This window comes from Rhizobium sp. BK456 (assembly GCF_014194045.1).
In the GTDB taxonomy this organism is placed as follows: domain Bacteria; phylum Pseudomonadota; class Alphaproteobacteria; order Rhizobiales; family Rhizobiaceae; genus Rhizobium; species Rhizobium redzepovicii.
This window is the reverse complement of the sequence record NZ_JACIAO010000017.1, coordinates 1-24,387: the sequence shown is the minus strand read 5'-3', so window position 1 is coordinate 24,387 and position 24,387 is coordinate 1. Positions and strand designations below refer to the sequence as shown.

20 protein-coding genes and 3 pseudogenes are annotated in these 24,387 nt (G+C 59.3%); 9 read left to right on the top strand and 14 right to left on the bottom strand.

Going from position 1 to position 24,387, the window contains the following annotated elements; all coding sequences use genetic code 11:
- Positions 1-162: 162 nt before the first annotated feature.
- The 3 genes from FHX03_RS32100 to FHX03_RS32090 are packed head-to-tail and all read left to right on the top strand — an operon-like array spanning position 163 to position 5,601.
- Positions 163-915 (top strand): ImuA family protein, encoded by a 753-nt coding sequence (locus tag FHX03_RS32100; protein WP_183857208.1) that lies wholly within the window; start codon positions 163-165, stop codon positions 913-915.
- A complete protein-coding gene (locus tag FHX03_RS32095; RefSeq protein WP_183857206.1) occupies positions 836-2,347 on the top strand; it encodes a Y-family DNA polymerase in 1,512 nt (503 codons plus the stop codon). Before FHX03_RS32100 ends, FHX03_RS32095 begins: the two co-directional genes overlap by 80 nt.
- Positions 2,344-5,601: an error-prone DNA polymerase gene (locus FHX03_RS32090; RefSeq protein ID WP_183857204.1), complete on the top strand. Its 3,258-nt coding sequence runs from the start codon at positions 2,344-2,346 to the stop codon at positions 5,599-5,601. The genes FHX03_RS32095 and FHX03_RS32090 overlap by 4 nt, the downstream gene beginning before the upstream one ends.
- A 112-nt stretch (positions 5,602-5,713) precedes the next feature.
- Here the strand turns inward: FHX03_RS32090 and FHX03_RS32085 are convergent, their stop codons facing one another.
- The 4 genes from FHX03_RS32085 to FHX03_RS32070 form a co-directional block, all read right to left on the bottom strand.
- Positions 5,714-6,124, bottom strand: coding sequence for a hypothetical protein (locus FHX03_RS32085; protein ID WP_183857202.1), 411 nt, complete (start codon positions 6,122-6,124; stop codon positions 5,714-5,716).
- 10 nt (positions 6,125-6,134) lie between these two features.
- Positions 6,135-8,552: an arylsulfatase gene (locus FHX03_RS32080; protein ID WP_409565204.1), complete on the bottom strand. Its 2,418-nt coding sequence runs from the start codon at positions 8,550-8,552 to the stop codon at positions 6,135-6,137.
- Positions 8,553-9,411: 859 nt separating this feature from the next.
- Positions 9,412-9,921, bottom strand: a complete 510-nt coding sequence (locus tag FHX03_RS32075) for an Hsp20/alpha crystallin family protein (RefSeq protein ID WP_183857198.1) — start codon at positions 9,919-9,921, stop codon at positions 9,412-9,414.
- Positions 9,922-10,019: 98 nt separating this feature from the next.
- Positions 10,020-10,496: an Hsp20 family protein gene (locus FHX03_RS32070; RefSeq protein ID WP_183857196.1), complete on the bottom strand. Its 477-nt coding sequence runs from the start codon at positions 10,494-10,496 to the stop codon at positions 10,020-10,022.
- Between the two features lie 225 nt (positions 10,497-10,721).
- Between FHX03_RS32070 and FHX03_RS32065 the strand changes: the two are divergent.
- Positions 10,722-10,942, top strand: a pseudogene (locus FHX03_RS32065) (hypothetical protein).
- A 48-nt stretch (positions 10,943-10,990) separates the two neighbouring features.
- Here the strand turns inward: FHX03_RS32065 and FHX03_RS32060 are convergent.
- The 5 genes from FHX03_RS32060 to FHX03_RS32040 form a co-directional block, all read right to left on the bottom strand.
- The gene (locus FHX03_RS32060; protein ID WP_183857194.1) at positions 10,991-13,201 is read right to left on the bottom strand and encodes an amylo-alpha-1,6-glucosidase; all 2,211 of its coding nucleotides are present in this window, start codon (positions 13,199-13,201) and stop codon (positions 10,991-10,993) included.
- An 8-nt stretch (positions 13,202-13,209) separates the two neighbouring features.
- Complete coding sequence (locus tag FHX03_RS32055; protein ID WP_183857192.1) at positions 13,210-14,304, bottom strand: glycosyltransferase family 4 protein; 1,095 nt, start codon at positions 14,302-14,304, stop codon at positions 13,210-13,212.
- Between the two features lie 42 nt (positions 14,305-14,346).
- On the bottom strand, positions 14,347-14,790 hold the full coding sequence (locus tag FHX03_RS32050) for a hypothetical protein (protein WP_183780401.1): 444 nt from the start codon (positions 14,788-14,790) through the stop codon (positions 14,347-14,349).
- Between the two features lie 93 nt (positions 14,791-14,883).
- On the bottom strand, positions 14,884-16,512 hold the full coding sequence (gene groL, locus FHX03_RS32045; protein ID WP_183857190.1) for a chaperonin GroEL: 1,629 nt from the start codon (positions 16,510-16,512) through the stop codon (positions 14,884-14,886).
- Between the two features lie 49 nt (positions 16,513-16,561).
- Entirely contained in the window at positions 16,562-16,876 is a 315-nt protein-coding gene (locus FHX03_RS32040; RefSeq protein WP_183780406.1) for a co-chaperone GroES, read from the bottom strand.
- Between the two features lie 272 nt (positions 16,877-17,148).
- Between FHX03_RS32040 and FHX03_RS32035 the strand changes: the two genes are divergently transcribed.
- From FHX03_RS32035 to htpG, 5 genes are all read left to right on the top strand, one after another.
- Complete coding sequence (locus tag FHX03_RS32035; RefSeq protein WP_183780410.1) at positions 17,149-17,421, top strand: usg protein; 273 nt, start codon at positions 17,149-17,151, stop codon at positions 17,419-17,421.
- Positions 17,422-17,513: 92 nt separating this feature from the next.
- Positions 17,514-17,804: a hypothetical protein gene (locus FHX03_RS32030; RefSeq protein WP_183857189.1), complete on the top strand. Its 291-nt coding sequence runs from the start codon at positions 17,514-17,516 to the stop codon at positions 17,802-17,804.
- A gap of 166 nt (positions 17,805-17,970) precedes the next feature.
- Positions 17,971-18,444: an Hsp20 family protein gene (locus FHX03_RS32025; RefSeq protein ID WP_183780416.1), complete on the top strand. Its 474-nt coding sequence runs from the start codon at positions 17,971-17,973 to the stop codon at positions 18,442-18,444.
- Positions 18,445-18,520: 76 nt separating this feature from the next.
- Entirely contained in the window at positions 18,521-18,820 is a 300-nt protein-coding gene (locus FHX03_RS32020) for a DUF982 domain-containing protein (RefSeq protein WP_183780418.1), read from the top strand.
- Positions 18,821-19,641: 821 nt separating this feature from the next.
- Positions 19,642-21,528 (top strand): molecular chaperone HtpG, encoded by a 1,887-nt coding sequence (gene htpG / locus FHX03_RS32015; RefSeq protein ID WP_183780421.1) that lies wholly within the window; start codon positions 19,642-19,644, stop codon positions 21,526-21,528.
- A gap of 21 nt (positions 21,529-21,549) precedes the next feature.
- On the opposite strand, the pseudogene FHX03_RS34775 reads toward htpG, so the two are convergent.
- The 5 genes and pseudogenes from FHX03_RS34775 to FHX03_RS34240 form a co-directional block, all read right to left on the bottom strand.
- Positions 21,550-21,836 (bottom strand): annotated as a pseudogene (locus tag FHX03_RS34775) (SMP-30/gluconolactonase/LRE family protein); the annotation flags it as partial.
- 312 nt (positions 21,837-22,148) lie between these two features.
- Positions 22,149-22,532: a type II toxin-antitoxin system VapC family toxin gene (locus FHX03_RS32010; protein WP_183780424.1), complete on the bottom strand. Its 384-nt coding sequence runs from the start codon at positions 22,530-22,532 to the stop codon at positions 22,149-22,151.
- The gene (locus FHX03_RS32005) at positions 22,529-22,729 is read right to left on the bottom strand and encodes a type II toxin-antitoxin system VapB family antitoxin (protein WP_183780426.1); all 201 of its coding nucleotides are present in this window, start codon (positions 22,727-22,729) and stop codon (positions 22,529-22,531) included. The genes FHX03_RS32010 and FHX03_RS32005 overlap by 4 nt, the downstream gene beginning before the upstream one ends.
- A 520-nt stretch (positions 22,730-23,249) precedes the next feature.
- Positions 23,250-23,777 (bottom strand): DUF4142 domain-containing protein, encoded by a 528-nt coding sequence (locus FHX03_RS32000; RefSeq protein WP_183780429.1) that lies wholly within the window; start codon positions 23,775-23,777, stop codon positions 23,250-23,252.
- A gap of 493 nt (positions 23,778-24,270) precedes the next feature.
- A pseudogene (locus FHX03_RS34240) lies at positions 24,271-24,387 on the bottom strand (alcohol dehydrogenase); the annotation flags it as partial.

Here is a 24,387-nt window from a genome sequence, read left to right as displayed (position 1 = left end):
ACCTGATTCTCCTGAGTATTCTTCTGGTTCCTCATGTTCAGGATAATATTCCCATCCTCCGGTTGCTTGACTCTTCAAGTCGTCGGGAACAGATAGAGAACATCCGCATTTGGATCGACATGATGTTGGCCGCCAATACGACCTTGAAGGGAGCCGTGAACGATGACTGCTGCCCGCGAACGGGTGATTTTCGATCTGCGCGAGCGCATCGCTTCGCTTGAGGGCGTGTCAGGCAGAAAGGCTGGCTGTCTTTCCTTCGGTGTGCCGGAAATCGATGCGGTCCTGCCGGGAGGTGGTCTGGCCTATGGCGCCTTGCACGAATTTGCCGGTGGCGGGGCGGGTACCGTCGATGGTGCGGCGGCAGCCCTGTGTGCGGCGGGGATAGCAGCGCGGACGAAAGGCCCGATCGTCTGGTGCCTGACCCGTCCGGATCTCTTCTTTCCGGCACTCGCTCAGGTCGGCCTCCATGCCGATAGGGTAATCTTTGTCGAGTCGGACAAGGAGGAAGACGTCCTGGCCAACATGGAGGAAGGATTGTCCTTCGGCGGCCTCGGCGCCGTGGTCGGCGAACTTGTCCGATTGCCAATGGTCGGCTCGCGCCGGCTGCAGCTGGCGGCCGAGCGAACCGGGACCATGGCGCTCGCGGTCCGACGATGGCGGCGACAGACTGAGGCCAATGATTTTGGCCAGCCGACGGCTTCAACCACGCGATGGCGGGTGAGCGTGATGCCATCGGAAGAGCTGCCGGTACCCGGTGTGGGAAGGGCTCAATGGTTTCTGGAATTGATGCGCGTGAAAGCGGGTGAGTGTGCTGAGTTTCTCGTGAGGGCGTGCGATGACAAGGGTCGTCTCGATCTATCTTCCGGATCTGCCGACGGATCGTATTCGTCGCGCCGATCCATCCATTCCGCCTGAACAGGCGATTGCCGTGATCGCCAGGAGCGGCTCCAAGCGCTGGGTGTCGGCAAGCGACGCGGCCGCCAGACAAGCCGGCGTTCATGTCGGCATGCCGGCGGCGAAAGCGCAGGCGCTGTTCCGTGGCCTGATGTTGGTCGATGCGGATCCTGCGGCGGATGCCGCAGCACTCGAACGGATCACGATCTGGGCGCTGACGCTCTATTCCCCGATCGTCGCGGTTGACGGGATTGACGGCATTATCATGGATACCGAAGGCGCCGATCACCTGCAGGGTGGCGAGCTGCCGATGGTGACGAAGATCGCCAACCAGTTCCTGGCCAGGAAGCTTACTGCCCGTGTCGCGGTTGCCGACACCTGGGGCGCGGCGCGTGCGTGCGCGCGCGCCATCAGTCGGGATACGGTCATCGTGCCGATCGGTGAGACCGCGCGCGCCGTCGAGAAGCTGCCGATATCGCTGCTGCGCCTTCCTGGCAAAGTCGCCACCGATCTGCGCACGCTCGGCTTCCAGACAATCGGCGAATTGGCCAATACGCCGCGCGCGCCGCTGACGCTTCGTTTCGGTCCGGAGATCGGCCGGCGGATCGACCAGATGTTCGGCCGCTTGTCGGAACCGATCGAGCCGATCCGCACTGCCGAACTGATCGAGGTCAGCCGCGTCTTTGCCGAGCCGATCGGCGCGGCCGAAACCATCAACAAATATGTCGGCCGCCTGGTCGTGCACCTGATCGAGGAACTGCAAAAGCGCGGTCTTGGCGTTCGCCGGGCGGATCTAATCGTCGAGAAGGTGGATGGGACCCGGCAGGCAATCCGCGCCGGCACGGCAAAACCGGTGCGCGATGTCGCTTGGCTGACAAAGCTGTTTCGTGATCGGACGGAAAAGATCGAGCCCGGCTTTGGGATCGAGAAGCTCATCCTGGTTGCGGTAATGGCCGAGCCGCTGCAGGAGCGCCAGAAATCCTCGTCGCTGGTCGAGGAGGAAGTCAAGGACGTCACACCGTTGATCGACATCTATGGAAACCGTGGCCAGCGTGTTTATCGGGTGGCGCCCGTTGCCTCCGACGTGCCCGAGCGCTCCGTCCAGCGCATCAGCGCCGCGGCCGATCCGATCGAGGTCACCTGGGTCGGCCATTGGCGCCGGCCGGTCCGGCTGCTGGCCCGACCGGAACTGATCGAGGCGATTGCGCTGCTGCCGGATCGCCCGCCGGTCTCCATCACCTGGCGCGGCAAACGCCTGAAGGTCAAGCGGGCCGATGGTCCGGAACGGGTTTTTGGCGAATGGTGGCAGCGCGACGCCGAGATGGAGGCGGTACGGGATTATTTCATAATCGAAGACGAGGCCGGCGAACGTCTCTGGGTGTTTCGCTCCGGTGATGGCATCGATCCTAAAACCGGAAGCCATCGCTGGTTCATCCACGGGATCTTCGCATGAGCTATGCCGAGCTGCAGGTCACCACCCATTTTTCCTTCCTGCGCGGTGCAAGCTCCGCACAGGAACTGTTCGAGACTGCCAAGGCCCTCGGCATCGAAGCCCTCGGCGTCGTCGATCGCAATTCGCTGGCCGGAATTGTCCGGGCGCTTGAGGCATCGCGGACCACGGGTTTGCGCCTCGTCGTCGGTTGCCGGCTCGATCTGGCTGATGGCATGTCCGTGCTGGTCTATCCCACAGGTCGCGCCGCCTACTCCAGGCTCACCCGGCTGATTACGCTCGGCAAGTCGCGCGGCGGCAAGAACAACTGCATCCTGCACTGGGACGACGTTATCGCCTGTGCCGAAGGCATGATCGGCATTCTGGTGCCGGATCTGCCGGATGACGCCTGTGCGGTGCAGCTGCGCAAGATGGCCGAAGTCTTCGGTGATCGCGCCTATGTGTCGCTTTGTCTGCGGCGCCGGCAGAACGACCAGCTGCGGCTGCATGAAATTTCCAATCTCGCGGCGCGGTTCAAGGTGAGGACGGTCGTCACAAATGACGTCCTCTTCCATGAGCCAGGCCGCCGGCAGTTGCAGGACATTGTCACCTGTATTCGCACCCGCACGACGATCGACGAGGTCGGCTTCGAGCGTGAGCGCCATGCCGATCGGTACCTGAAGCCGCCGGAAGAAATGCAGCGCCTGTTTCCGCGCTACCGCGAGGCACTCGCACGGACGATGGAGATCGTCCGTCGGTGCACTTTCTCGCTCGAGGAACTGACCTACCAATATCCGGAGGAGGCGGTCGTGCCGGGCAAGGATGCCCAGGCCTCGCTCGAGCATTATCTCTGGCAATGCATTCCCGACCGTTATCCGGAGGGTCTGCCCCCTGACGTTCTGAAGACCGTGCGCCACGAGCTCGATCTCATCCGCACCATGAAATACGCGCCCTACTTTCTCACGGTCTTCTCGATCGTGCGTTATGCGCGTAGCCAGGGCATTCTCTGCCAGGGCAGGGGATCGGCGGCCAACAGCGCCGTGTGCTACATTCTCGGCATCACCTCGATCGATCCCTCGACCAACGATCTGCTGTTCGAACGCTTCGTCAGCCAGGAGCGCGACGAGCCGCCTGATATCGATGTCGACTTCGAGCATGAACGTCGCGAGGAGGTCATTCAGTGGATCTACAAGACCTACACGCGGGACAAGGCCGCTCTTTGCGCCACCGTCACCCGCTACCGCGCAAAAGGTGCGATCCGCGATGTCGGCAAGGCGCTCGGCCTGCCGGAAGACGTGATCAAGGCGCTGTCATCCGGCATGTGGTCCTGGTCGGAGGAAATGCCGGATCGCAACATCCGAGAACTTAATCTCAATCCTGACGACCGGCGTCTGGCGCTCACGCTGAAACTGGCGCAGCAGCTGATGGGAGCGCCGCGTCATCTTGGCCAACATCCCGGCGGCTTTGTCCTCACCCATGACCGTCTCGACGATCTCGTGCCGATCGAGCCGGCAACGATGAAGGATCGCCAGATCATCGAATGGGACAAGGATGACGTCGAGGCGCTGAAGTTCATGAAGGTGGATGTGTTGGCGTTGGGCATGCTGACCTGCATGGCAAAGGCTTTCGATCTCATCCGCGAACACAAGGACGACGATCTTGATCTGTCGAAGATCCGCCAGGAGGATGCCGCGACCTATGCGATGATCCGTAAGGCTGACACGCTCGGCACCTTCCAGATCGAAAGCCGGGCCCAGATGGCGATGCTGCCGCGCCTGAAACCCCGCACCTTCTACGATCTCGTCGTGCAGGTGGCGATCGTACGGCCCGGTCCGATCCAGGGCGACATGGTGCATCCCTATCTCCGTCGCCGTGAGGGCAAGGAGCCGGTGGAATATCCCACACCTGAACTTGAGGCGGTGCTCGGCAAAACGCTCGGCGTGCCGCTGTTTCAGGAGAGTGCCATGCGGGTGGCGATGGTCTGCGCCGGCTTTACCGGCGGCGAGGCCGACCAGTTGCGCAAGTCGATGGCCACTTTCAAGTTCACTGGGGGCGTCTCACGCTTTAAGGACAAGCTGGTCTCCGGCATGGTGAAGAACGGATACTCACCGGAATTCGCCGAGAAGACCTTTTCCCAGCTCGAAGGCTTTGGCTCCTACGGCTTTCCCGAGAGTCACGCAGCCTCCTTCGCGCTGATCGCCTACGCATCGAACTATATCAAGTGCCATTACCCGGATGTCTTTTGCGCAGCGCTTTTGAACAGTCAGCCGATGGGCTTTTATGCTCCAGCCCAGATTGTTGGTGACGCGATCAAGCATGGCGTCGAGGTACGGCCGATCTGTGTCAACCGCTCGCGCTGGGACTGCACGCTGGAGAGGATCGGCAGCAGCGATCGGCATGCTGTCCGGCTTGGGTTTCGGCAGGTCAAGGGACTGGCAGTCGCAGATGCCGCCCGGATCGTGACGGCTCGGATGAACAGCCCTTTCGCGTCGGTGGATGACATGTGGCGCCGGTCCAATGTTCCAACGGAAGCACTTGTTCAGCTTGCAGAGGCCGATGGGTTCCTGCCATCGCTCAAACTCGAACGCCGCGACGCCCTCTGGGCGATCAAGGCGCTGCGCGATGAACCCTTGCCCTTGTTTGCGGCCGCGGCCGAACGCGAGATGGCGGCAATTGCAGAGCAGCAGGAGCCGGAGGTTGCTCTTCGGCAGATGACGGAGGGGCACAACGTCATTGAAGATTACAACCATGCCGGATTGACCCTAAGGCAGCATCCGGTTGCCTTCCTGCGCACGGACCTTTCCGCACGCAATATCATCACCTGCGCAGAGGCGATGAACGCTCGGGACGGGCAATGGGTTTATACCGCAGGCCTTGTTCTAGTTCGTCAAAAGCCCGGGTCGGCCAAGGGTGTCATGTTCATCACCATCGAGGACGAAACGGGGCCCGCCAACATCGTCGTCTGGCCGTCACTGTTCGAGAAGCGACGGCGCGTTGTCTTGGGATCCTCGATGATGGCGATCAACGGGCGCATTCAGCGGGAAGGGGAGGTGGTCCATCTTGTCGCCCAGCAACTGTGCGACCTGTCAGGCGACCTCGTCGGTTTGGCTGGTCGGGATAGCCGGTTCAGGCTGCCGACCGGACGCGGCGACGAGTTTGCCCACGGCGGCGGTGGGCCAGATTCGAGAGACAGGCCGAGGCCCGTTGTCCCGCGGGACCTGTTCACGCCCGATCTTCATATCGATACGCTAAAGGTGAAAGCGCGGAATTTTCAGTGATTTGTCCGACGGAATGACGGGCCTCCGGTTCGAATTGGTTCAAGGCGACGGACTGATACGAGTTTGGCGATGATAGAAGTTGCCTCGCAACGTTTTATTCAGTCTCCGATGCCTAACGACCCTTAAAGGGGGAAGCCAAGCTGCATGCCGCGCACCAAACGCCCAGCGCGACGTGGGCCGCGACAACAGGCCAGAAAGCGATGCCGGCGATGCCGTGGCGAATCAATCCAAGAATGAGTATTGCGACCACGCCGAAGTTGTAGAACAGCATCGCTGTCACCAATCCCTTAGCAGCCTTGCCTGCCAGGTCATCCCGCGCAAGCCAGCAAGCGACGGCCAGGCTCAGCACGGCCGCTCCGGCGACACGGCCGGCCGTCATGCCGGCAGGCGTGTCCGGCGCGGCCCCGAGCAACGCTTGAACCAGGAGCGCTGGTGCAATCAGCAATGCCAGTCCCGTCGCGGCTTCGACCACGCCCGTTACCGAAAATAGCAGCCTGGCATTTGCAGCCATCGTTCCAAACATGCCGCCCCTACTATTGCCCGAGCTTGAACGTCAGCTTGTCGATTTTGCCGGAGAACTTGAACGGAGCGTCGTAGCGATACTCGACCAGAGCGACTCCTGTGCGCGTATCCTGACCGACGTCGAAGCTTTCGTCCTCCGGAAAGGTGACGGGCGTCGTGTGTTCAACCGAGTTTGTCGCCACCTGCTTGCCGTCCACCGACAGGACGCCGCTACCGCCCTTGCCGAGGCCCGGACCATCGGACTTGAACTCGAAGACGATCTGGTGCTTGCCAGGGTCCAGTTCCGGCCCCTCCCACATCGTGCGCTTCAGGTCGAGAAGGTTATAGAGAAACACGACCCTGCCCCGCCCGACGCCGAAGTCGCCTTTGCTGAGAAACAGACCATAACCGCCAAACCGTCCGCCCTCGGTCACGATCATGCCGTCCGCCCCGCCTTCGGGTATCTCGACCTCGGCCGTGATCGTATAGGACTTGTTGAGGACACTCGGTGCAGCGCTCGGCGGCACACCGCTCAGTGCCCCCGAATAGGTGAACTCGGTTCGCCCGGCCGTCAGGTTGGGGCGCGGCGTGTTCCAACGGGAAAGCGTCGAATTGTCGAGCGGCAGCACGTCGTACTTCTTCGCCTCGGAATAGAAGAGGTCCTGCATCTGCTTGAGCTTGTCGGGCATCTTGGCGGCCAGGTCGTTGAACTGCGTCGGGTCATCGTTGACGTTGTAGAGTTCCCAGTTATAGCCGGTGATGACGTCGGGCGGCGTGGCGGTGCTCAGCTCCCACGGCCGGGTTGCCGGCGTCGTCGCTGCCACCCAGCCATTGTCGTAGATGGCGCGATTGCCCAGCATCTCGAAGTATTGCGTCGTATGCCGGGTGGGGACATCGGCATTTGCCTTGTCCCATGTGTAGGCCATGCTCACCCCTTCGACCGGCTTCTGAGCGATGCCGTTGATCGTCTCGGGTGCCGGGATGCCGGTGGCTTCGAGGATGGTCGGCACGATGTCGATCACGTGCGAGAACTGGCGGCGGATGCCGGCCACATCAGTGATGTGGCCGGGCCAGGACATCGCCACCCCTTGCGACGTGCCGCCGAAATGCGACGGCACCTGCTTCACCCACTTGAACGGCGTGTCCATCGCCCAGGCCCAGGCCGCGGCGAAGTGCGGGAATGTCCGTTCCGATCCCCAGAACGGATACCAGAGCAACTGATCCTTCACCGGCACCGGGATGCCGTTGAAGGTGGTGAACTCGTTCGGCGTGCCGTTGAGCATGCCCTCGGCACTCGCGCCGTTGTCGCCGCCGATATAGATGATCAGCGTATTGTCGAGTTCGCCGAGATCGTCGACGGCCTGAATGACCCGGCCGATTTCATTGTCAGCGTAAGCAAGGTAGGCGCCGTAGATATCCGCCTGTTTGATGAAGAGTTTTCTCTCTTCCAGGCTCAGCGTATCCCATTCCCGCAGTTCCTTCGGCCACGGCGTCAGTTGCGCATTCTCGGGCATGATACCGAGCCGTTTCTGGTTGGCGAAGATCGTCTCGCGCAGCTTGTTCCAGCCGTCGTCGAAGAGATGCATGTCGCTGATCTTCTTGATCCATTCAGGCATAGGATGATGCGGTGCGTGCGTGGCGCCTGGTACGTAATAGACGAACCAGGGCTTGTCGGGCGCGATCTCCTTCAACTGCTTCATATATTGGATGGCCTCGTCGGCCATCGCCGTTTCCATGTTCCATCCAGGATTGCCTTCGAACGGGTAGATGGCCGTCGTGTTGCGATAGAGGTTCGGCTGCCACTGGCTGGCGTCGCCGCCGACGAAGCCGTAGAAATATTCAAAGCCCATCCCAGTCGGCCATTGATTGAACGGCCCTGCTTGGCTCGACTGATAGGACGGCGTATTGTGGTTCTTGCCGAACCACGATGTCGCATAGCCGTTCTCCTTGAGGATCGTGCCTATGGTGCCTTTCTCGACCGGGATGATTGAATCGTAGCCCGGATAGCCCGTCGCAATTTCGCCGACGACCCCGGAACCGACCGAATGATGGTTTCGGCCGGTAATCAGCGCAGCCCGCGTCGGCGAACAGAGCGACGTCGAGTGGAAATTGGTAAACCGCAGCCCCTGGTTTGCAATGCGATCCATGGCCGGGGTGGGAATGACGCCGCCGAAGGTGCTAGGTGCACCAAATCCCTGGTCGTCCGTCATGATCAGCAGCACGTTCGGCGCACCCTTTGGCGGCGTGACACGTGGAGCCCACCAGGGCTGTGATTCCGACGCTTTTTCTTTGATCACCCCGCCGAAATTCGGCGTGGGTGGCGGAAGCTGCTTACCGTCAAGGGTGATTGTCGCTCCGGGAGACCCGCTTGCCGATTGCGCGATGGCCGACGGACAGCCAAATCCCGTCAACGCTGTAAACCCCAACGCAACAAGGACACGAGTAGACATAAGCAACGCGTGGCGACGGCACATGTGAACACTCCTTCAGGTCGGCAGAGCGACCGATTGTCGATGGGGAAGGATTCGAAACAAGCGAGGCGCTGCTTACAGGAGCTGGAGGGATGATGTTCGCAGAAAGCGGTCAATTGGCAACGTAGGATACAGTAACAACGACAGTACCTACGGCACGTATCCCTCACCCTCCGCTCATTCGTTCGAGCGCTTTTCGCAAAGGTTCATCGGAGACCTGGATAACTCCTAGATTGGGGTGTGCCATGTCTGTGATCAGGAACACCGCGCCGGCTACCGATAGGGCGCAGAACGCGATGACTACGAGTGCCAAAGACCGGCGACAGCAGAGCAACGACAACCAGAACGCCAAAATTATTAGAAATGCGATGGGCAGATCCTCGTCTCCCTGCTCAAGGGTGAGCCAATGCGCCTCCCGCTAACCTCAATCGCGCGATTAGCAAAAGCCGCTCGGCATCGGTTTCTGGTTTCAGCGATAGCAACTGATCCTGCACCGGTTCAGGGCGGAAGATCAAAAAGATCGACGGGCCATGACCGTGTGGCATCTCGATCAAGCGATTCGGATCGCCCTCGATGCGCACGTGGGCTAGGTGGTTTCTCGATCACCCAAACCCATTATGGTCGCCCCAGTTCATGCCTGAAAACGAACTCTCGCGACGCATATTGCATGGGCGGCGCTGGCAGGGCTTCCATGATGGAAGGCAGCGCGGGGCCTGTCAGAGCCTTCATCCGTGCAGGCCTCGTCATAGGCTCCATCCTCCTGACGATTGGGCTGGCATACCCCTGTTGGCGAATCATGCTGGCGGCCGCCGAAGGCGGGCCGCCAGGTAGAGGCCGATCAGCTCTTGATGGCGATGCGCTTGACTTGCGACTGCGCCTTCTCGGACTTCGGCAGGGTCACGGTCAGCACGCCGTTCTTGAAGCGGGCATCAACCTGATCATCCTTGACCTCGACGCCGAGCGGAATGCGGCGCTCGAAGCGGCCATAATAACGCTCGGTGAACTGCCGATCCTTATCTTCGGTCTCGGAGCGCTTTTCACCCTTCAGCGTCAGAACGCCGTCATTGAGCAGGACCTCGATGTCCCTCTCTTCAAGGCCCGGCACCTCGGCGGTCACCTTGATGTCTTTGTCGGTGTCGGCGATCTCGACGCTCGGCCAGCCGGCACTTAATGCAAAGCTGCTGCCGAGAGACGGCAGGCTGGTACCGAAGCCGCGGAAGACGTCGTCGAACAAACGGTTTACCTCGCGATGCAGCGACAGGAAGGGATCCCGATCATCGTCGCGCAGGACATTCGGAACCTGGTTGCCATTGTTGCGGCCCCAGGGATTTAGATCACGAACACTCATGGTTTTCTCCTTTCTGTTAATTCAAAGAGCAAAGCTTCTCCGCTGGCGCCGGACGATGCGCCCGGCGCCGTCTTTGCTGACCGTGCTGTTGTTCGAGTTTATGCCGCCTGTTTGTCGGCCGCGATCTGTTTCGGCTCGGCCTCCGGCAGAGCCATGTCAGTCGCAATCGCGATGGGGCGCGGTTTCATCGCCTCCGGGATTTCGCGCTTGAGATCGATGGTCAGCAAGCCATCGGCGAGGCCGGCGCCGACGACCTTGACGTGATCGGCAAGCTCGAACCGGCGCTGGAACGAGCGACCGGCAATGCCGCGATGCAGATATTGCATGTCTTCAGCATGCGTCTTCTGGCCGGAAACGAAGAGTATGTTCTGCTCCTGGGTGATCGTCAGTTCGTCCTGCGTGAACCCCGCCACCGCCATGGCGATGCGGTATTCGTCCTCATGGGACTTGACGATATCGTAAGGCGGCCAGTTGTCCGTCGTCTCGACACGGCTTGCGGCCTCAAGCGCGTTCAAAATTCGGTCGAAACCGATGCTCGACCGGAATAGGGGAGAGAAATCGAGGTTTGTCCTCATAGCCATATCCTCCTTGTAAGCAACATGGATACAGGGAGACGCCAAGAGCACATGGCGCCTCCTGGACTATTCGATCCCCATTGGGCAATCGAACAATAGTAATATTGTTCAGCCGGTTGCGCGTTCAAGAGCAATGTGGGATTGCCCGATAAAAATTTGAATCTTTTCTTTCCGTTACCAAATGCGGTGAGCAGATACGGAGAAATCAAGAAAGCAGCAATTGATATAACAATGACTTCTAACGACGTCATCGCTGTTCTTGGCCTGTCGATGCAACGCTGGTGGCCGCGGTCGTAGCGACGAAATCGCCACAGGCTGAACTCGCTCAGGCTTTTGCCTGGGCCAACAACGACGAGGCCATGCTTGGCGAAGGGCGACCTCTGCCGGTTGGCAAGATCGCCGCCCTAATTGAACTGTTGGTTTCGGATGAAGAAGAATTTGAATAGCTAAGGGCGGGACGGCGCTGTCTGGTCCTGATCGCGCGTAAACATACCCTATGTGGTGGTGAGCACGCGAACTTCGCCGCGGCGATCGATGACCTCAACCACAACCTGTTGACCCGAACCGCGAATAGCGACGTCGGCCGAGCCCTTACCCACCTGCAGGCGGCCTAGGATGACCTCATTCAGGAAACCCGGTAGTCGCGGCTCGTTAAGGCTGATGAGCTGGCCATTGGGTTCGAAATCGAGACCGAGGCATGATTGCAACAACAGCAGAGGGGCAGCCGCGGCCCATGCCTGCGGCGAGCAGGCGACCGGATAGAAGGTCGGCCCCTGCGCCCGCTGAGGGGACATGCCGCAAAAAAGCTCGGGTAGCCGCCTCAGATCGATATAGGTCGATGCCGCAAACAGACCTGCGAAGATCCGCGCCGCCTCGCCGCGATAGCCATAGCGTGCAAGACCGCTCGCAATCATGGCATTATCATGCGGCCAGATCGAGCCGTTGTGATAGCTCATGGGATTATAGCGCGGTTCGGATGAGGCAATTGTGCGGATGCCCCAGCCACAGAAGGAGGAGGCACTCATCAGCGTGCGGGCGACCATTGCGGCTCGCTCCGGATACGCGATGCCGGTAAACAGAGCATGGCCGGCGTTCGAGGAGCGCACCCGGCAGGGGCGCTTGTCTCCGTCGAGCGCCAATACGTAAGTGCCGAGTTCCTCATCAAAGAAACTAATGTCGAACGCGCGGCGTAGACCTTCCGCCCTTGCCAGAAGTTTAGCTGCCCGTTCCGGCCGGGCAAGCCGCCGGAAGATCTCGGCCGCCGCCTGCCAGGCGCCGTAGACATAGGCTTGGACCTCGGCGATCGCGATCGGCCCCTTCGCCAATGTACCGTCGGCATGGAACACGGAGTCGTAGCTGTCCTTCCAGGCCTGATTGATCAGCCCTTCTTCGGTCAGCCGTCCATATTCGACGAAACCATCGCCGTCGCGATCGCCGTGCTCATCGATCCAGGTCAGCGCCGCCTCGATATGCGGCAGGAGCCGCTCGATGGCGGCGAGATCTCCGGTCCGTTTGAGATACTCGCCGGCCAGCATCGCGAAGAGTGGGGTGGAATCGATGCTGCCGTAATAGCGGCGGAAAGGAACCTCGCCGAGTTCGGCCATTTCGCCATAGCGCATCTCATGCAGGATCTTTCCGGGCTCGGCATCCGAGTCTGGATTGAACTCAGTCGCCTGATTGGCGGCCAGATGACCAAGGACGCCGCGCGCGATCTGCGGGTCGAGCCACAGCGTCTCCAGCGCAGTGATCAGCGCATCGCGACCAAAGACGGTGCTGAACCAGGGAATGCCGGCATAGGGATATGGCCCTTCCGGCTTGTCGGTCATCAGCATGTAGAGATCGGAGATGCTGCGTCGCGCGACTTCGTTGAAGATTTCGTTCGACGTTGCGATCGACGCGGCCCGCGAGCAAGATGAGCGCAGTGCGCGGCGGGCGTCCCGCAGAGCAAGGAAAAAGGAAAGATGGTTTGGTGAGCGCGCTTCAGTTTGATCGCAGCCGATTTCGATGAACAGCGAGCGGGTCTCGTGCGGCGCCAAGTGAAAATCATAAACAGCGAGATTGCTACCCAATCTACTTGGGGCAGGGTCGAAGGATAGGCGCGTCGACCGTTTTCGTTCGTCGAGGCCAAGATAGGAAAGAAGTGTGCTATCCGCCTCGACGACGGCTGGGAGACAGTGTCCCTTCCTGGCTCTGACGGTTCCTCGGACCTCGAACAGATCTGCAAAATCGGCCTCAAATGCGATCTCGATACGGACTTGCTGAAGCCTTTCGTCATAGTTCTTCGCTGTTATCCGCTCATAGCAGCGGCTATTCCAGAGGAATCGGGTCCGGCGGAGGTGGATAAGGTCGTGGGTAAGCGCAAGCTTGCCCTTGTCATCGAAGAGATCTGGATTGGTGAGATCGCAAGTTAGGGTCGCGTTGTCGTCTCGGAGCGTCGACGACAGCAGCATCGGCCGCTGGCCGTTGAGCTTGAGGGAGAGGTGCGAGAGAAATCGCGTATCTAGGTGAAACAAGCCTTCCGGGCTGCCCGGGCCCGAAAGCGCATCGCCATTATGGTCAAAGACGGCGAAGGTGTCGCCGTGCTTCAAGGTGCGCGGCCGCCGTTCCTGCATCGAAGCGGTGGCCGGAATGAAAAATTGAGCAACGGACGACGACTGCGTTGATGTTGCCGGCGTCCCGTTGCTGTCTGTTGGCGCGATCGACATGACTCTCCCTATGCGACGACCTGAAGGTCAGGAGCCGTCCCATTGGACCGGCGCATGCGAGCGGCGTCGGTGCGCACCCCTGGCAGAGTCCGATAGATATCGAGGTAGTCGGACGCCATGCGAGTTGCAGAGAAGCGCTTTTCAAAGGTCTCGCGCACCTTGCGACGATCCATGCGCAAGGCCCACTCGACATTTTCCACTGCCTCCGTCACTGAATCGACGATTATGCCGGAGAGCCCGGGGTCGATCACTTCAGGAACCGAACCGCAATTGAAGGCGATAACGGGTGTGCCGCACGCCATGGCTTCGATCATGACCAGCCCAAAGGGCTCAGGCCAGTCGATCGGGAAGAGCAACGCCCCCGCATTGCCGAGAAAATCCGCCTTCTGATGTTCGTTGATCTCGCCGATGAACTCGACGTTTGGATGGCTCTTGACCATCGGCTCGATCACATTTTCCCAGTACGCCTTGTCCGCCTTGTCGATCTTGGCGGCCATCTTGAGCGGCATCCCGACCTTTGCCGCGATCTGGATTGCCCGATCGGGACGCTTTTCCGGCGAGATGCGGCCCAGGAAGGCCAGATAGTTGCCTTTCGGCTGTGCTGTGAAGGGTAGGCCATCAGTGGCAAGCCCGTGGTAGACCGTTCCGGCCCAGTTGACGGGCGGCATGGAACGACGCTGGTCGTTGGAGATAGACACCAGCGGAATATCTGGGAAGGCCTCGTAGAAGGGCCGAAGGTCGGGAAGGTCCAGCCGCCCGTGCAGCGTCGTAACAGTGCGATTGGCAAAATCCCGGATCAGCGGGAAATGCAGGAGATCGATGTGGAAGTGCAGGACGTCGAACTCCTGCGCCCGCCGGCGAACCTCCTCAAGCATCACTACCTGGTGCGGCAGGTGGTCCTTGACGGCGGGATTGAGGCGTAACGCCACGTCCGAGCTCGCCACCAGGCCGGCGCCGGTGATGGAATCGCCGCTGGCAAAAAGCGTCACGTCGTGGCCCTGGGCGACAAGTTCTTCGGTGAGATAGGAAACAATGCGCTCGGTTCCCCCATAAAGTTTGGGCGGAACACTTTCGGCGAGCGGAGCGATCTGTGCGATCTTCATCGGCAAAACCTCCTCAGTTGAGCAAAGAGTCGACGGCAAAAATCATGACAGCGTCGTCAAAGGCGCGCGGCAGTTCATGGCAGTCTGGATATCGAATGGCTGGCGGCGGCGGCCTCCTTTCCGATAGCTGCATAGGCCGAGGCCGCCAAACCGGCGTGTTTGCGGTCTCCGGCTATGGGTATTTCGGACGTCGAGCTCCTGCTCTTCAGATTGCTCATCGTGGTGGTCCAACCTTTTCAGTGCTTCGATGATCTCATCGTAGCTGACGGCTTTATCCGTGCCGGGATAAAGACGAAGGGCCGGAATGGACTCGATTGCGAAGATGTCCGATGCCCACGATGCGAGAATGGCACGCTTCTCGTCTTGGCCGATATCATCGGCGGCAAGCACGTCACGCGGATGATCGAAATGTTTGCCCGGATGAAGCAGATGCGCGGTGTTGATCGCTGCCGTGGCTTTCGAATTGCTGATGTTTTCCTTTCTCATAGCTTGGCTCCATTGATCTTGAGCGATGGAACGTTGTTTGACCCTCAGTAGGAGGCCCGCTCCCGGCGGATGGCGCGGGCCTCTTCGATTGCCTTAGAAATCCATGCCTGCGCCGGCGGGCATGGCAGGAGAGGTTTCCTTCTTGGGCTTCTCGGCAATCATGGCCTCGGTCGTGACCAGAAGGCCGGCAACAGACGCGGCATCCTGGAGCGCGGTCCGGACGACCTTGGCCGGATCAATGACTCCTTGGGTAAAGAGGTCGCCGTATTCACCAGTCTGGGCGTTCCATCCGTACGAGAAGTCGGCTTTCTCGCGCAGCTTGCCGACGATGACAGACCCTTCTGCCCCAGCGTTCTCAGCGATCTGACGCACGGGAGCTTCGATCGCGCGGCGAACGATATCAATCCCAACGCGCTGATCGTCGTTGGCAGTCGGCAGACCGTCCAGTGCCTTTACCGCCCGCAGCAACGCCACGCCACCACCTGGAAGGATACCTTCTTCAACGGCTGCGCGGGTTGCGTGAAGCGCGTCGTCGACGCGGTCCTTCTTCTCCTTCACTTCGACTTCCGTCGAGCCGCCGACGCGGATGACAGCAACGCCGCCGGCGAGCTTAGCAAGACGTTCCTGCAGCTTCTCACGATCGTAGTCCGAAGTGGTCTCCTCGATCTGGGTGCGGATCTGCGCAACGCGGCCATCGATCTCGGCCTTGGAGCCGACTCCGTCGATAATGGTCGTGTTTTCCTTGTCGATTGCCACCTTCTTTGCACGGCCAAGCATATTGAGGGTGACGTTTTCGAGCTTGATGCCGAGGTCTTCGGAAATGACCGTACCGCCCGTCAGAATGGCGATGTCTTCGAGCATGGCCTTGCGGCGGTCGCCGAAGCCAGGAGCCTTGACGGCAGCGATCTTGAGGCCGCCGCGCAGCTTGTTGACGACGAGCGTAGCAAGAGCTTCACCTTCGACGTCTTCCGCAATGATCAGCAGCGGCTTACCCGACTGGACGACCGCTTCGAGCACCGGGAGCATGGACTGCAGGTTGGAGAGCTTCTTTTCGTGGATAAGGATATAAGGATCCTCGAACTCGACCCGCATCCTGTCCTGGTTGGTGACGAAATAGGGCGAGAGATAGCCGCGGTCGAACTGCATGCCTTCGACGACTTCGAGTTCGGTTTCGGCGGTCTTGGCCTCCTCGACGGTGATCACACCTTCGTTGCCGACCTTCTCCATCGCTTCTGCGAGATAACGGCCGATCTCCTCATCGCCATTGGCCGAGATGGTGCCGACCTGGGCGATCTCGGAATTGTTGGAGATCTTGCGGGCGTTGGTCTTCAGCTCCTTGACGACAGCGTCGACGGCAAGATCGATACCACGCTTCAGGTCCATCGGGTTCATGCCGGAGGCCACCGCCTTGGCGCCTTCCTTGACGATCGCCTGAGCGAGAACAGTTGCAGTGGTGGTGCCGTCACCGGCGAGATCGTTGGTTTTCGATGCCACTTCACGTAGCATCTGGGCGCCCATGTTTTCGAACTTGTCTTCCAGTTCGATTTCCTTCGCGACCGAAACGCCGTCCTTGGTGATGCGCGGCGCGCCGAAGGACTTGTCGATCACCACGTTGCGGCCTTTCGGGCCGAGCGTCACCTTCACGGCATTGGCGAGTACGTCGACCCCACGTAGCATGCGTTCACGGGCATCGGTGTTGAATTTAACTTCTTTCGCAGCCATTTTTTCACTCCTTCATTAGGCAGCTAGTTTGACTGATAGATAGGGCGCCTCAGGCGGCCTTCTTCTGCTCGGCCTGTGCTTCGATGATGCCCATGACATCGCTTTCCTTCATGATCAGCAGGTCTTCGCCGTTGATCTTGATCTCGGTGCCGGACCACTTGCCGAACAAGATGCGGTCGCCTGCTTTGACGTCGAGCGCCTGGATCTGGCCGGCCTCGTTGCGTGCGCCGGGACCGATGGCGACGACCTCGCCCTCCTGCGGCTTTTCCTTGGCGGTATCAGGGATGATGATGCCGCCTTTGGTCTTTTCCTGGGATTCGACCCGGCGGACGAGAATGCGATCATGAAGCGGTCGGAACGACATGTTTTCCTCCATTGGACAAAAAAGATGACGCAAAATCCCCCGGACCGGGTGACCAATCCGGGCGGATGCGAGCCTCACTCGAGCGTTCGCGGGCAAAATTTATTTTCGTGATTTTTCGATTTCAAGAGGGTTAGATAGAAAAATTAGCACTCAAGTGAAGCGGCTGCTAACATGCTGTAAAGGAACAGAAAGCCGATATCCTACGTTTGAAACGTGTTGATGGCGGCAAAGTTTTGCATCACCATCATCGTGTCACAAAACGGAGATGAAGCATGCAATTCTCAACGGATCTGGAACGGCAACTGAACGGCTACGGCTTGACGACCGCCCATATTCTCTATCGCATTCCGGACTTCGAATCCGTTCTGCAGACCTATGTCTGGCAGGACTACGATCTCGCCCCCGATTTTCCCGAAATGCGCAGGTTCCTGGATTTCTGGCAAACAAGCCTCGATGGTCCGCTGCATTCTGTCCGCTACACGCACCACCGCCTGATCGGCCCCAACGAGTGGCGCCGTGTCAATGGGGAATTCAAGCTGCACTGAGGCTTGAATCCGCATTTTCCCCTTCCTAGCTCACCCGGTGATCGGGGCTTGATGAGCCCGGTCGATTTCCACGTCTGAAGGAGTGAGACCATATGGAAGAGAACATTAAATTCATCAAGGATGCCAGTATCGCGGAGAAGGAAGAGATCATCGTCGATTTTGCGCGATGGCTCGAGACCGCCTCGCAGGAGGCTCTCGTCCATGGTGAGGGACGTTTCGCTGTGATGTCGGCCAATATGGCACAAGCGATCCGGGTAAACGCCGAGGAACTCGCACGCGATACTCCCGAAACGACCGAGCGGGTATTGCAGCAAGCATCCGCGATGATCTCGAAGTTCAAGGCTGCTTATCCGCATCGGGTTCTCAGTCGATCAGTCCACTAATCGAGCAGGTCACGGGTTCGGTGAAAATTTTTCCACAGCAGATCTTGAATCGGAAAATCGCCAAAACTAAATCGTTAGCCGCCAGCCGCTTAAGACAGGGCTGGCATTGCCGGGAGCGCCGCTTTTGGCACTCCCGTACCCATGTTGCTTCAAGGAGGATATGGCTATGGCAACATCTTACGATTACGCACCTCTCTACCGCTCGAGCGTTGGGTTCGACCGGATCTTCAATCTCCTGGAAAATGCGCAGCGGGCCCGCTCGACCAACGACTGGCCGCCCTATGACATCGTCAAAACGGATGACGACACCTACCGGATCTCGATCGCCGTGGCTGGCTTTGGCCAGGACGAGCTCGATCTCACCTTCCAATCCAACCTGCTGACTGTCACCGGCAAGAAGCAGGAATCGCCCACGGATGGCTACCTGCATCGCGGCATCGCCGGTCGCCCGTTCGAACACCGCTTCGAACTTGCCGACCATGTCCGGGTAAATAGAGCGGATCTCAGCAACGGTCTCCTGTCGATCGAGCTCGTCCGTGAGATCCCCGAGGCCTTGAAACCCCGGAAGATCTCGATCCAGAGTACGCCTGCGTTGACGTCGACCGCCCCGGCGCAGATCGAAGCGCAGAAGGCGGCCTGATCTCTAAATTCGTGCATTAGGCAAAGCGCCATCGCGATGGCGCCCGTCAACATTCCGGGTTGCGAAGGAGAGAGCAATGAAACCCGATATGTTCAGACACCCTGTCACCATTCTTGTCGGCCTTGGCTTCCCTGCGGAAGTTCGCAACGTGCTGGACGCTTACCGACACCTTGCTGAGTGGCCGGTGTCACTAAGAGACACGGCACACGCTGTTGCCCTGAAGGCATGCCAAGCGGCGCTTCGTGGCGAAATCGAAGCGGAGACGGCGCGCGGCTTGTTTGCGGCCTTTGCGGACAAGCATGATCTGCTGGCGGCTGATGCCGATGTCATCGTCGCATCTCACCGTCGCCAGGACAGAGATCCACGCGTTCGGTGAGGCCGCGATGATACCCGACATGTTCGACGAGGTCGCCTGCAACGCGACGGCGATGGGACCATTGTTCCGGGCCATCGACTAGACTTCAGGCGATGTTTTCGAGCGCGGGCATTGTCTGACAAGCGGACTTCCACGCAGTCGATTCGAACCCGGCATTCCGTCACAGTCCAGGAACGCCCGAACCGCTCACGATCGATGAGATCAGTGCCGCTCTCCGCGACCTCGACCGTGACTGCACGGACTGACGCGCGGTGAAATCTGCAGGCGTCGCCTTATGGACGTGGACAATCGACAACGATCCATTTTGATCGATGCGTTGGCGTGCGATCACCGGCTCCAATGTCTCTTTTTTCGTGGACGCGCCTGAAGAAGGCACTTGTTTGTCACGTCAGGCCGTTGCGCCGGTCACGGCTTTCAACTGCGCGATTGGGCGAGTCAAGAGCCGCTTTTTAGTGGGGCTATGATTTAGCCGAGTGTGGCGTTCTCCGTCTAAGGCGCGGCTGCTGTCATGGCGGATGACCAAGCCGTCCCCGCCTCCGCTCGGTGATGCCGACGCAGCACTCCGCAGCCGTCCGGCCGCCGGCGCAATCCCTCCCAGCCGCAACTTCCCTTCGATTAGATGCCAGCGCGAATCGATCCGTGCCTCGCTCTACTGAAGCCCCCAATCGGCGCAGGTTCTGGCCATTCAGCCGTTACAATGAAAATGGCAACTGCGCGACGGTATATTTCGGCCGCCACCACCTGTTTCGGATCTTGAATTTTGAGCCTGGTTTCGCCAATTGATCGGCGTCAAATCGCTTTTCTTTGGAGAATCCGAGCACATGACCACAACTGTCGAACAGATTGCTGAACGCCACGTCTTTGAGGCCGATGTTGCCCGCCTTTTGCATATGATGGTCCACTCCGTTTACTCGGACAAGGGCGTTTTCCTGCGTGAATTGATCTCGAATGGCGCCGATGCCTGCGAGAAGCTGCGCTACGAGGCGATCGAGACGCCTTCGCTGCTGGCGAACGATGCCGAGAGCCGCATCACGTTGCGGCTTGACGAAGAGAGCAGGCAGCTTGTCGTGGAGGACAACGGCATCGGTATGCGACGTGACGAGATGATCGAGGCGCTCGGTACGATCGCGAGGTCGGGGACGCGGGCGTTCATGGAGCGGATTGCAGATAACAAGGCCGCTGAAGGCGCACAATTAATCGGACAGTTCGGCGTCGGCTTCTATTCCTGCTTTATGGTAGCCGAGCATGTCGATGTGATTTCCCGTCGCGCCGGCTCAGAGGAGGCCTGGAAATGGTCCTCGGACGGGAAGGGAAGCTATAATGTCGAGGCGGCAAATCTCGTCGAAGCGCCACCTCGCGGTACGCGCATCGTCCTGCATTTGATGGAAGATGCCAAGACATACACTTCAAGGTGGAACGTCGAACGAATCGTCAAAGAACAATCCGGTCACGTCCCGGTGGCGATCCGTATTGTCGACAAACCCGGCGGCGAGCCGGTCCAGATAACGGACGGGACTGCGCTGTGGACCAGATCGAAGAGCGAAGTCAGCAAGGAAGACTATACCGACTTCTACCGCGGCGTATCTGGGCAATACGACGAACCAGCCCTGACCGTGCACTTTCGTGCCGAGGGGCGACACGAATACACAGCCCTGGCGTTTGTACCGGGAACGCAGCCGTTCGACATGTTTGATCCCGAACGCAAAGGAAGGATGAAGCTTTACGTCAAGCGGGTCTTCATCACCGACGATGCGGAACTGATGCCCAGATATCTGCGCTTCGTCCGAGGGCTTATCGACACGGCGGACCTGCCGCTCAACGTTTCTCGCGAGATGATCCAGGAGAGCCCCGTTCTGGCGGCAATCCGCAAGGGTGTCACGAATAGGGTTATCACAGCCGTCGAGAAACTCGCTGACGGCGAGCCGAACACCTATCTCAAGTTCTGGGAGAATTTCGGACCCGTCTTGAAGGAGGGCATCTACGAGGATTACGAGCGGCGTGCACAATTGATGGCACTTGCACGATTTCGCACGTCGACATCGCCGGAAGGGCACCGTTCACTTGCCGAATACGTCGAAGACGCCAAAGAAGGCCAGGACGCCATCTACTATCTTGCGGGTGGCAGCCTGGATCAGTTGAAGGCGTCGCCCCAGCTCGAAGGTTTCCGGGCGCGAGGGGTCGAAGTGCTGCTGCTAACCGACTCAGTCGACAGCTTCTGGGTGGTGAACGCGCCGGAATTCGAAGGAAAGGCGTTCAAATCGATCACGCAGGGAACTGCGGATCTGGCGCAATTTCCAAGGCTCGACAATCAAACGCCGCCGGAGCAGGACAGCCCCGGTTTGGCGACATTTATTGGCTTTGCAAGAGAAAAACTGGCCGGTCAAGTCGCCGATGTTCGGGCATCCGAGCGCTTGACGGAGAGCGCCGTCTGCCTGGTTGCGCCGGAGGACGGCTATGACATGCAGATGGAAAAGATCCTGCAAAACGCAGGTCGTCTCCAGGGAGCAACCAAACCGATCCTCGAAATCAACTTGGCACATCCCGTGATTAAGGCCATCGCGGCCGTCGAGGACGATGCGTCTTTTCAAGAGGACGCAACGTTCCTGTTGCTCGACCAAGCGCGCATTCTCGACGGCGAACGACCACAAGATCCCCGAAAATTCGCGCAACGGCTGGCGAGGGTTTTCGAGAGGTCAGTTCGGTCGTAGGGTTAGGCTGTCACGCTTTGATTACCGCTCGACGTGGCGATCGTGCTGGCCAGCTAAAACCCTGCTCGGCTTCTGGGCGCCAGTTGCTGCGACGCGAACTGAATAGAGTGAGCAGGTGGCGGCGATGAAGAGGCCATTGCGGGCCCGCCGAAGGTGAGGCTTGCAACGGTCTGGGGGAGACGGATCCGTCGCGTCGAAACAATGGACGCCATCGGCTGCGCTCGACCAGAGATTTCCGTTGACATTAGTGGCGGATGCCATCCCGGAATGCCGTTTTCGATGTGGCAGAAGACGCGACCGTTTGCGAGTCAGCTGCCAACTGCTCTTGGGTTCGATAACTTCAGGAGTTCCGACAGGTTTTCCGTCAGCACATCCGGTAGAATTCGCTTCGAGCCGCGGACACCCGGTGCTGACAGGAAGCCGCATTAACAGCAACTAATGACATGAGATCCATAATTGCCAACTTACGCCATTGGCACTGCAATAGCGGGGTCAACGGTTCTCGCACGGCGAAAGCTTTCGAGGCCAGCGTCCAGCTTGTTGCTAAGGGGTTCGCATAATGGATCGATCGGACTGCGCTCAGGCGGCTCACAACCAACATGAGCGCTTCGATACAGCATTTAGTTTCGCGCGTTGGCAGGGGTGTGCAGTGAAGCCCCCGCCTTTTCGGCCGCTGCCCGCAGACGCTTGTCTCTGGTCCATAAGGCCGCTCGTTGATCGAGGAGAACTGAGGCCATCAAGTGGGCATCTGTATAGCCAATGCCCATACTGAAAATGGCGTGGCGATCAATCATCATCATAACTTCGTCGTGCGTGGCGACGAACGCTTCGCGCTGGGCCGCCAGGAAAGCCAACACGCTACTGCGATCCCGAAGGCTGCCAATTGCGAGCTCTCCGATTACCGCTGGATGGCATAAGAGACGGTCTTCCTCAATAATCCTACGCAGCTCTGGATCGGCCTGCCGGAAATGATCGATCCAGATGGACGTGTCGGCAAGTATCACTTGGCAGCTGCGCTCCGGCGGCGTGGGGCCGCCTCCGCATCCGGCATAGTTCCGCCGAGCGCGATCAGGCGTTTTCCCGACTCCACACGAACAAGCGTCTCCAACGCTTGGCGGACCAGAGTGGCGGTTTCTTTCGTGCCGGTTAGGGCCCTAGCCCTTTCCATGAGGGTGTCATCGAGATTGATCGTCGATCGCATCGTTTGGCTTCCTGATTATGATGCTGTAGATAGCACCATTTGGTGACAAAATCTACGCCTTAACTCTACTCCAATAGGTCGGGCGTCGGATGTGCAAATCCAGTAGGGTGACATATTGTTGCAAGCGCGCGGCTTCCTGTCCCATCGACTGCACAGTTGTGGAATGGCGGTGGGGTACCGCGCTACTGCGGCCAGATCTTATCCGACCTCACGCATCTTGTGATCGATCCTTCTGATAAATGTTCGGATAGTCATGGAGATGCAAAAAGCTGCCACTGGCACCGAGCCAACCCGTGTTGCTTTTGGGCGACCGTCAGCACGGAATCGATACATGGATCTTGGAGTAGGCAAGCCTGGAGTATTCCCGATCCGGCCTACCTTGGCCGGAAGTCTGGAAGAGCGGGGATGTCGTCTGGGTCCTCGACGTTGATCGCGCCGCCCTTCGCTGTCTCGGATCTTGTAGGCGCGCGTTCTTCAGGAGCGGACCTCGGCATCGCAACGATACCGAGGCTGATCCAGCTTACTTGTTGAGTTCCTTAGCCAACTGAAGGTGATGTTCCAGGGCCGGGCGGGTGCTTGCGGCCCATGCTTTAAGCTCTGGATTGTCCCCTTCATCGCCATAGCGCTGGAAGAGGTCGACCGCATCTTCGTGGGCTTCCTCTTGATCGGAATGATATTGCTTGTTGAAATCGTCGCCCTTCAGGCCGTTCAGCTTGTCGAGCATACTTTGCTGAGCCGACGACATGGCGTCGGGAAGGGTGGCTTTGACCTTGCCGCCGGATACCAGCGCTTTCAATTCATCGCTTGTCTTTTGATGATCGGCAATCATTTGCTTCGCAAAAGCCTTCGTTGCATCGTCACCGCGCTCGGCAGCCAGTTTGCTGGATGCAATTTCGAACATGTCGCTGGCGGCCGCTTCCTTGACGAAATCCTCGGTCTTGGGCGGAACGCCCATCAACGAATTGACGCCAGTTTTTTCAGCGGCCGATTGGGCAAAGGCCGGAACGGCGAGTGAGAGGGCAAGTGACGCAATGATATAGCGTTTCATCGGGATCTCCTGAGTTTGTCACGGCTAAACTATTCGACAAGCCGAGAGTTCCCGCGTCATCGCACCGAGCGTAAAGTTCCCGATGCCGTGTACCGGATGCGCCGCAGCTCAGCCGTCTTGACTGCTCGGGGGAACGAAGACTACACGCCGAGATCGTCTTCCTCGAACGCCGCGGGCCCCGTGCACGGCGCGTTTCAAGTACTGCTCCCATCGCCTCGATGACGCTTCGTTCGCCAATGCCAGATGTCCGATGACAAAGTCTTTTCGACCATGAGCGAGCTGGAAAGAGCTAGCGACGATGCCGGGGACGATGCGGCAGAAGATCCTTCCCCGGATCGCCTTGGCCGTATCGCAGCTGGACGTAACCACAACTTCTGGCCTTGAGATTTGCCGCTGCCAAGTTGATGCGTTCCTATCCGGGCAATGATGAGATCATAGCCGTATTGCGACGACCGCAAGGCCTTCGGGTGATTACGGGCCATAATGCGCCTCCTCATGGTTTCAGAACGACCTTAATGCATCCGTCCTGCTTGTCGCGGAACGTCTTGTAGAGAGCAGGCCCATCTTCCAGCGTGCCGCGATGGGTGACGACGAAGGAGGGGTCGATCTC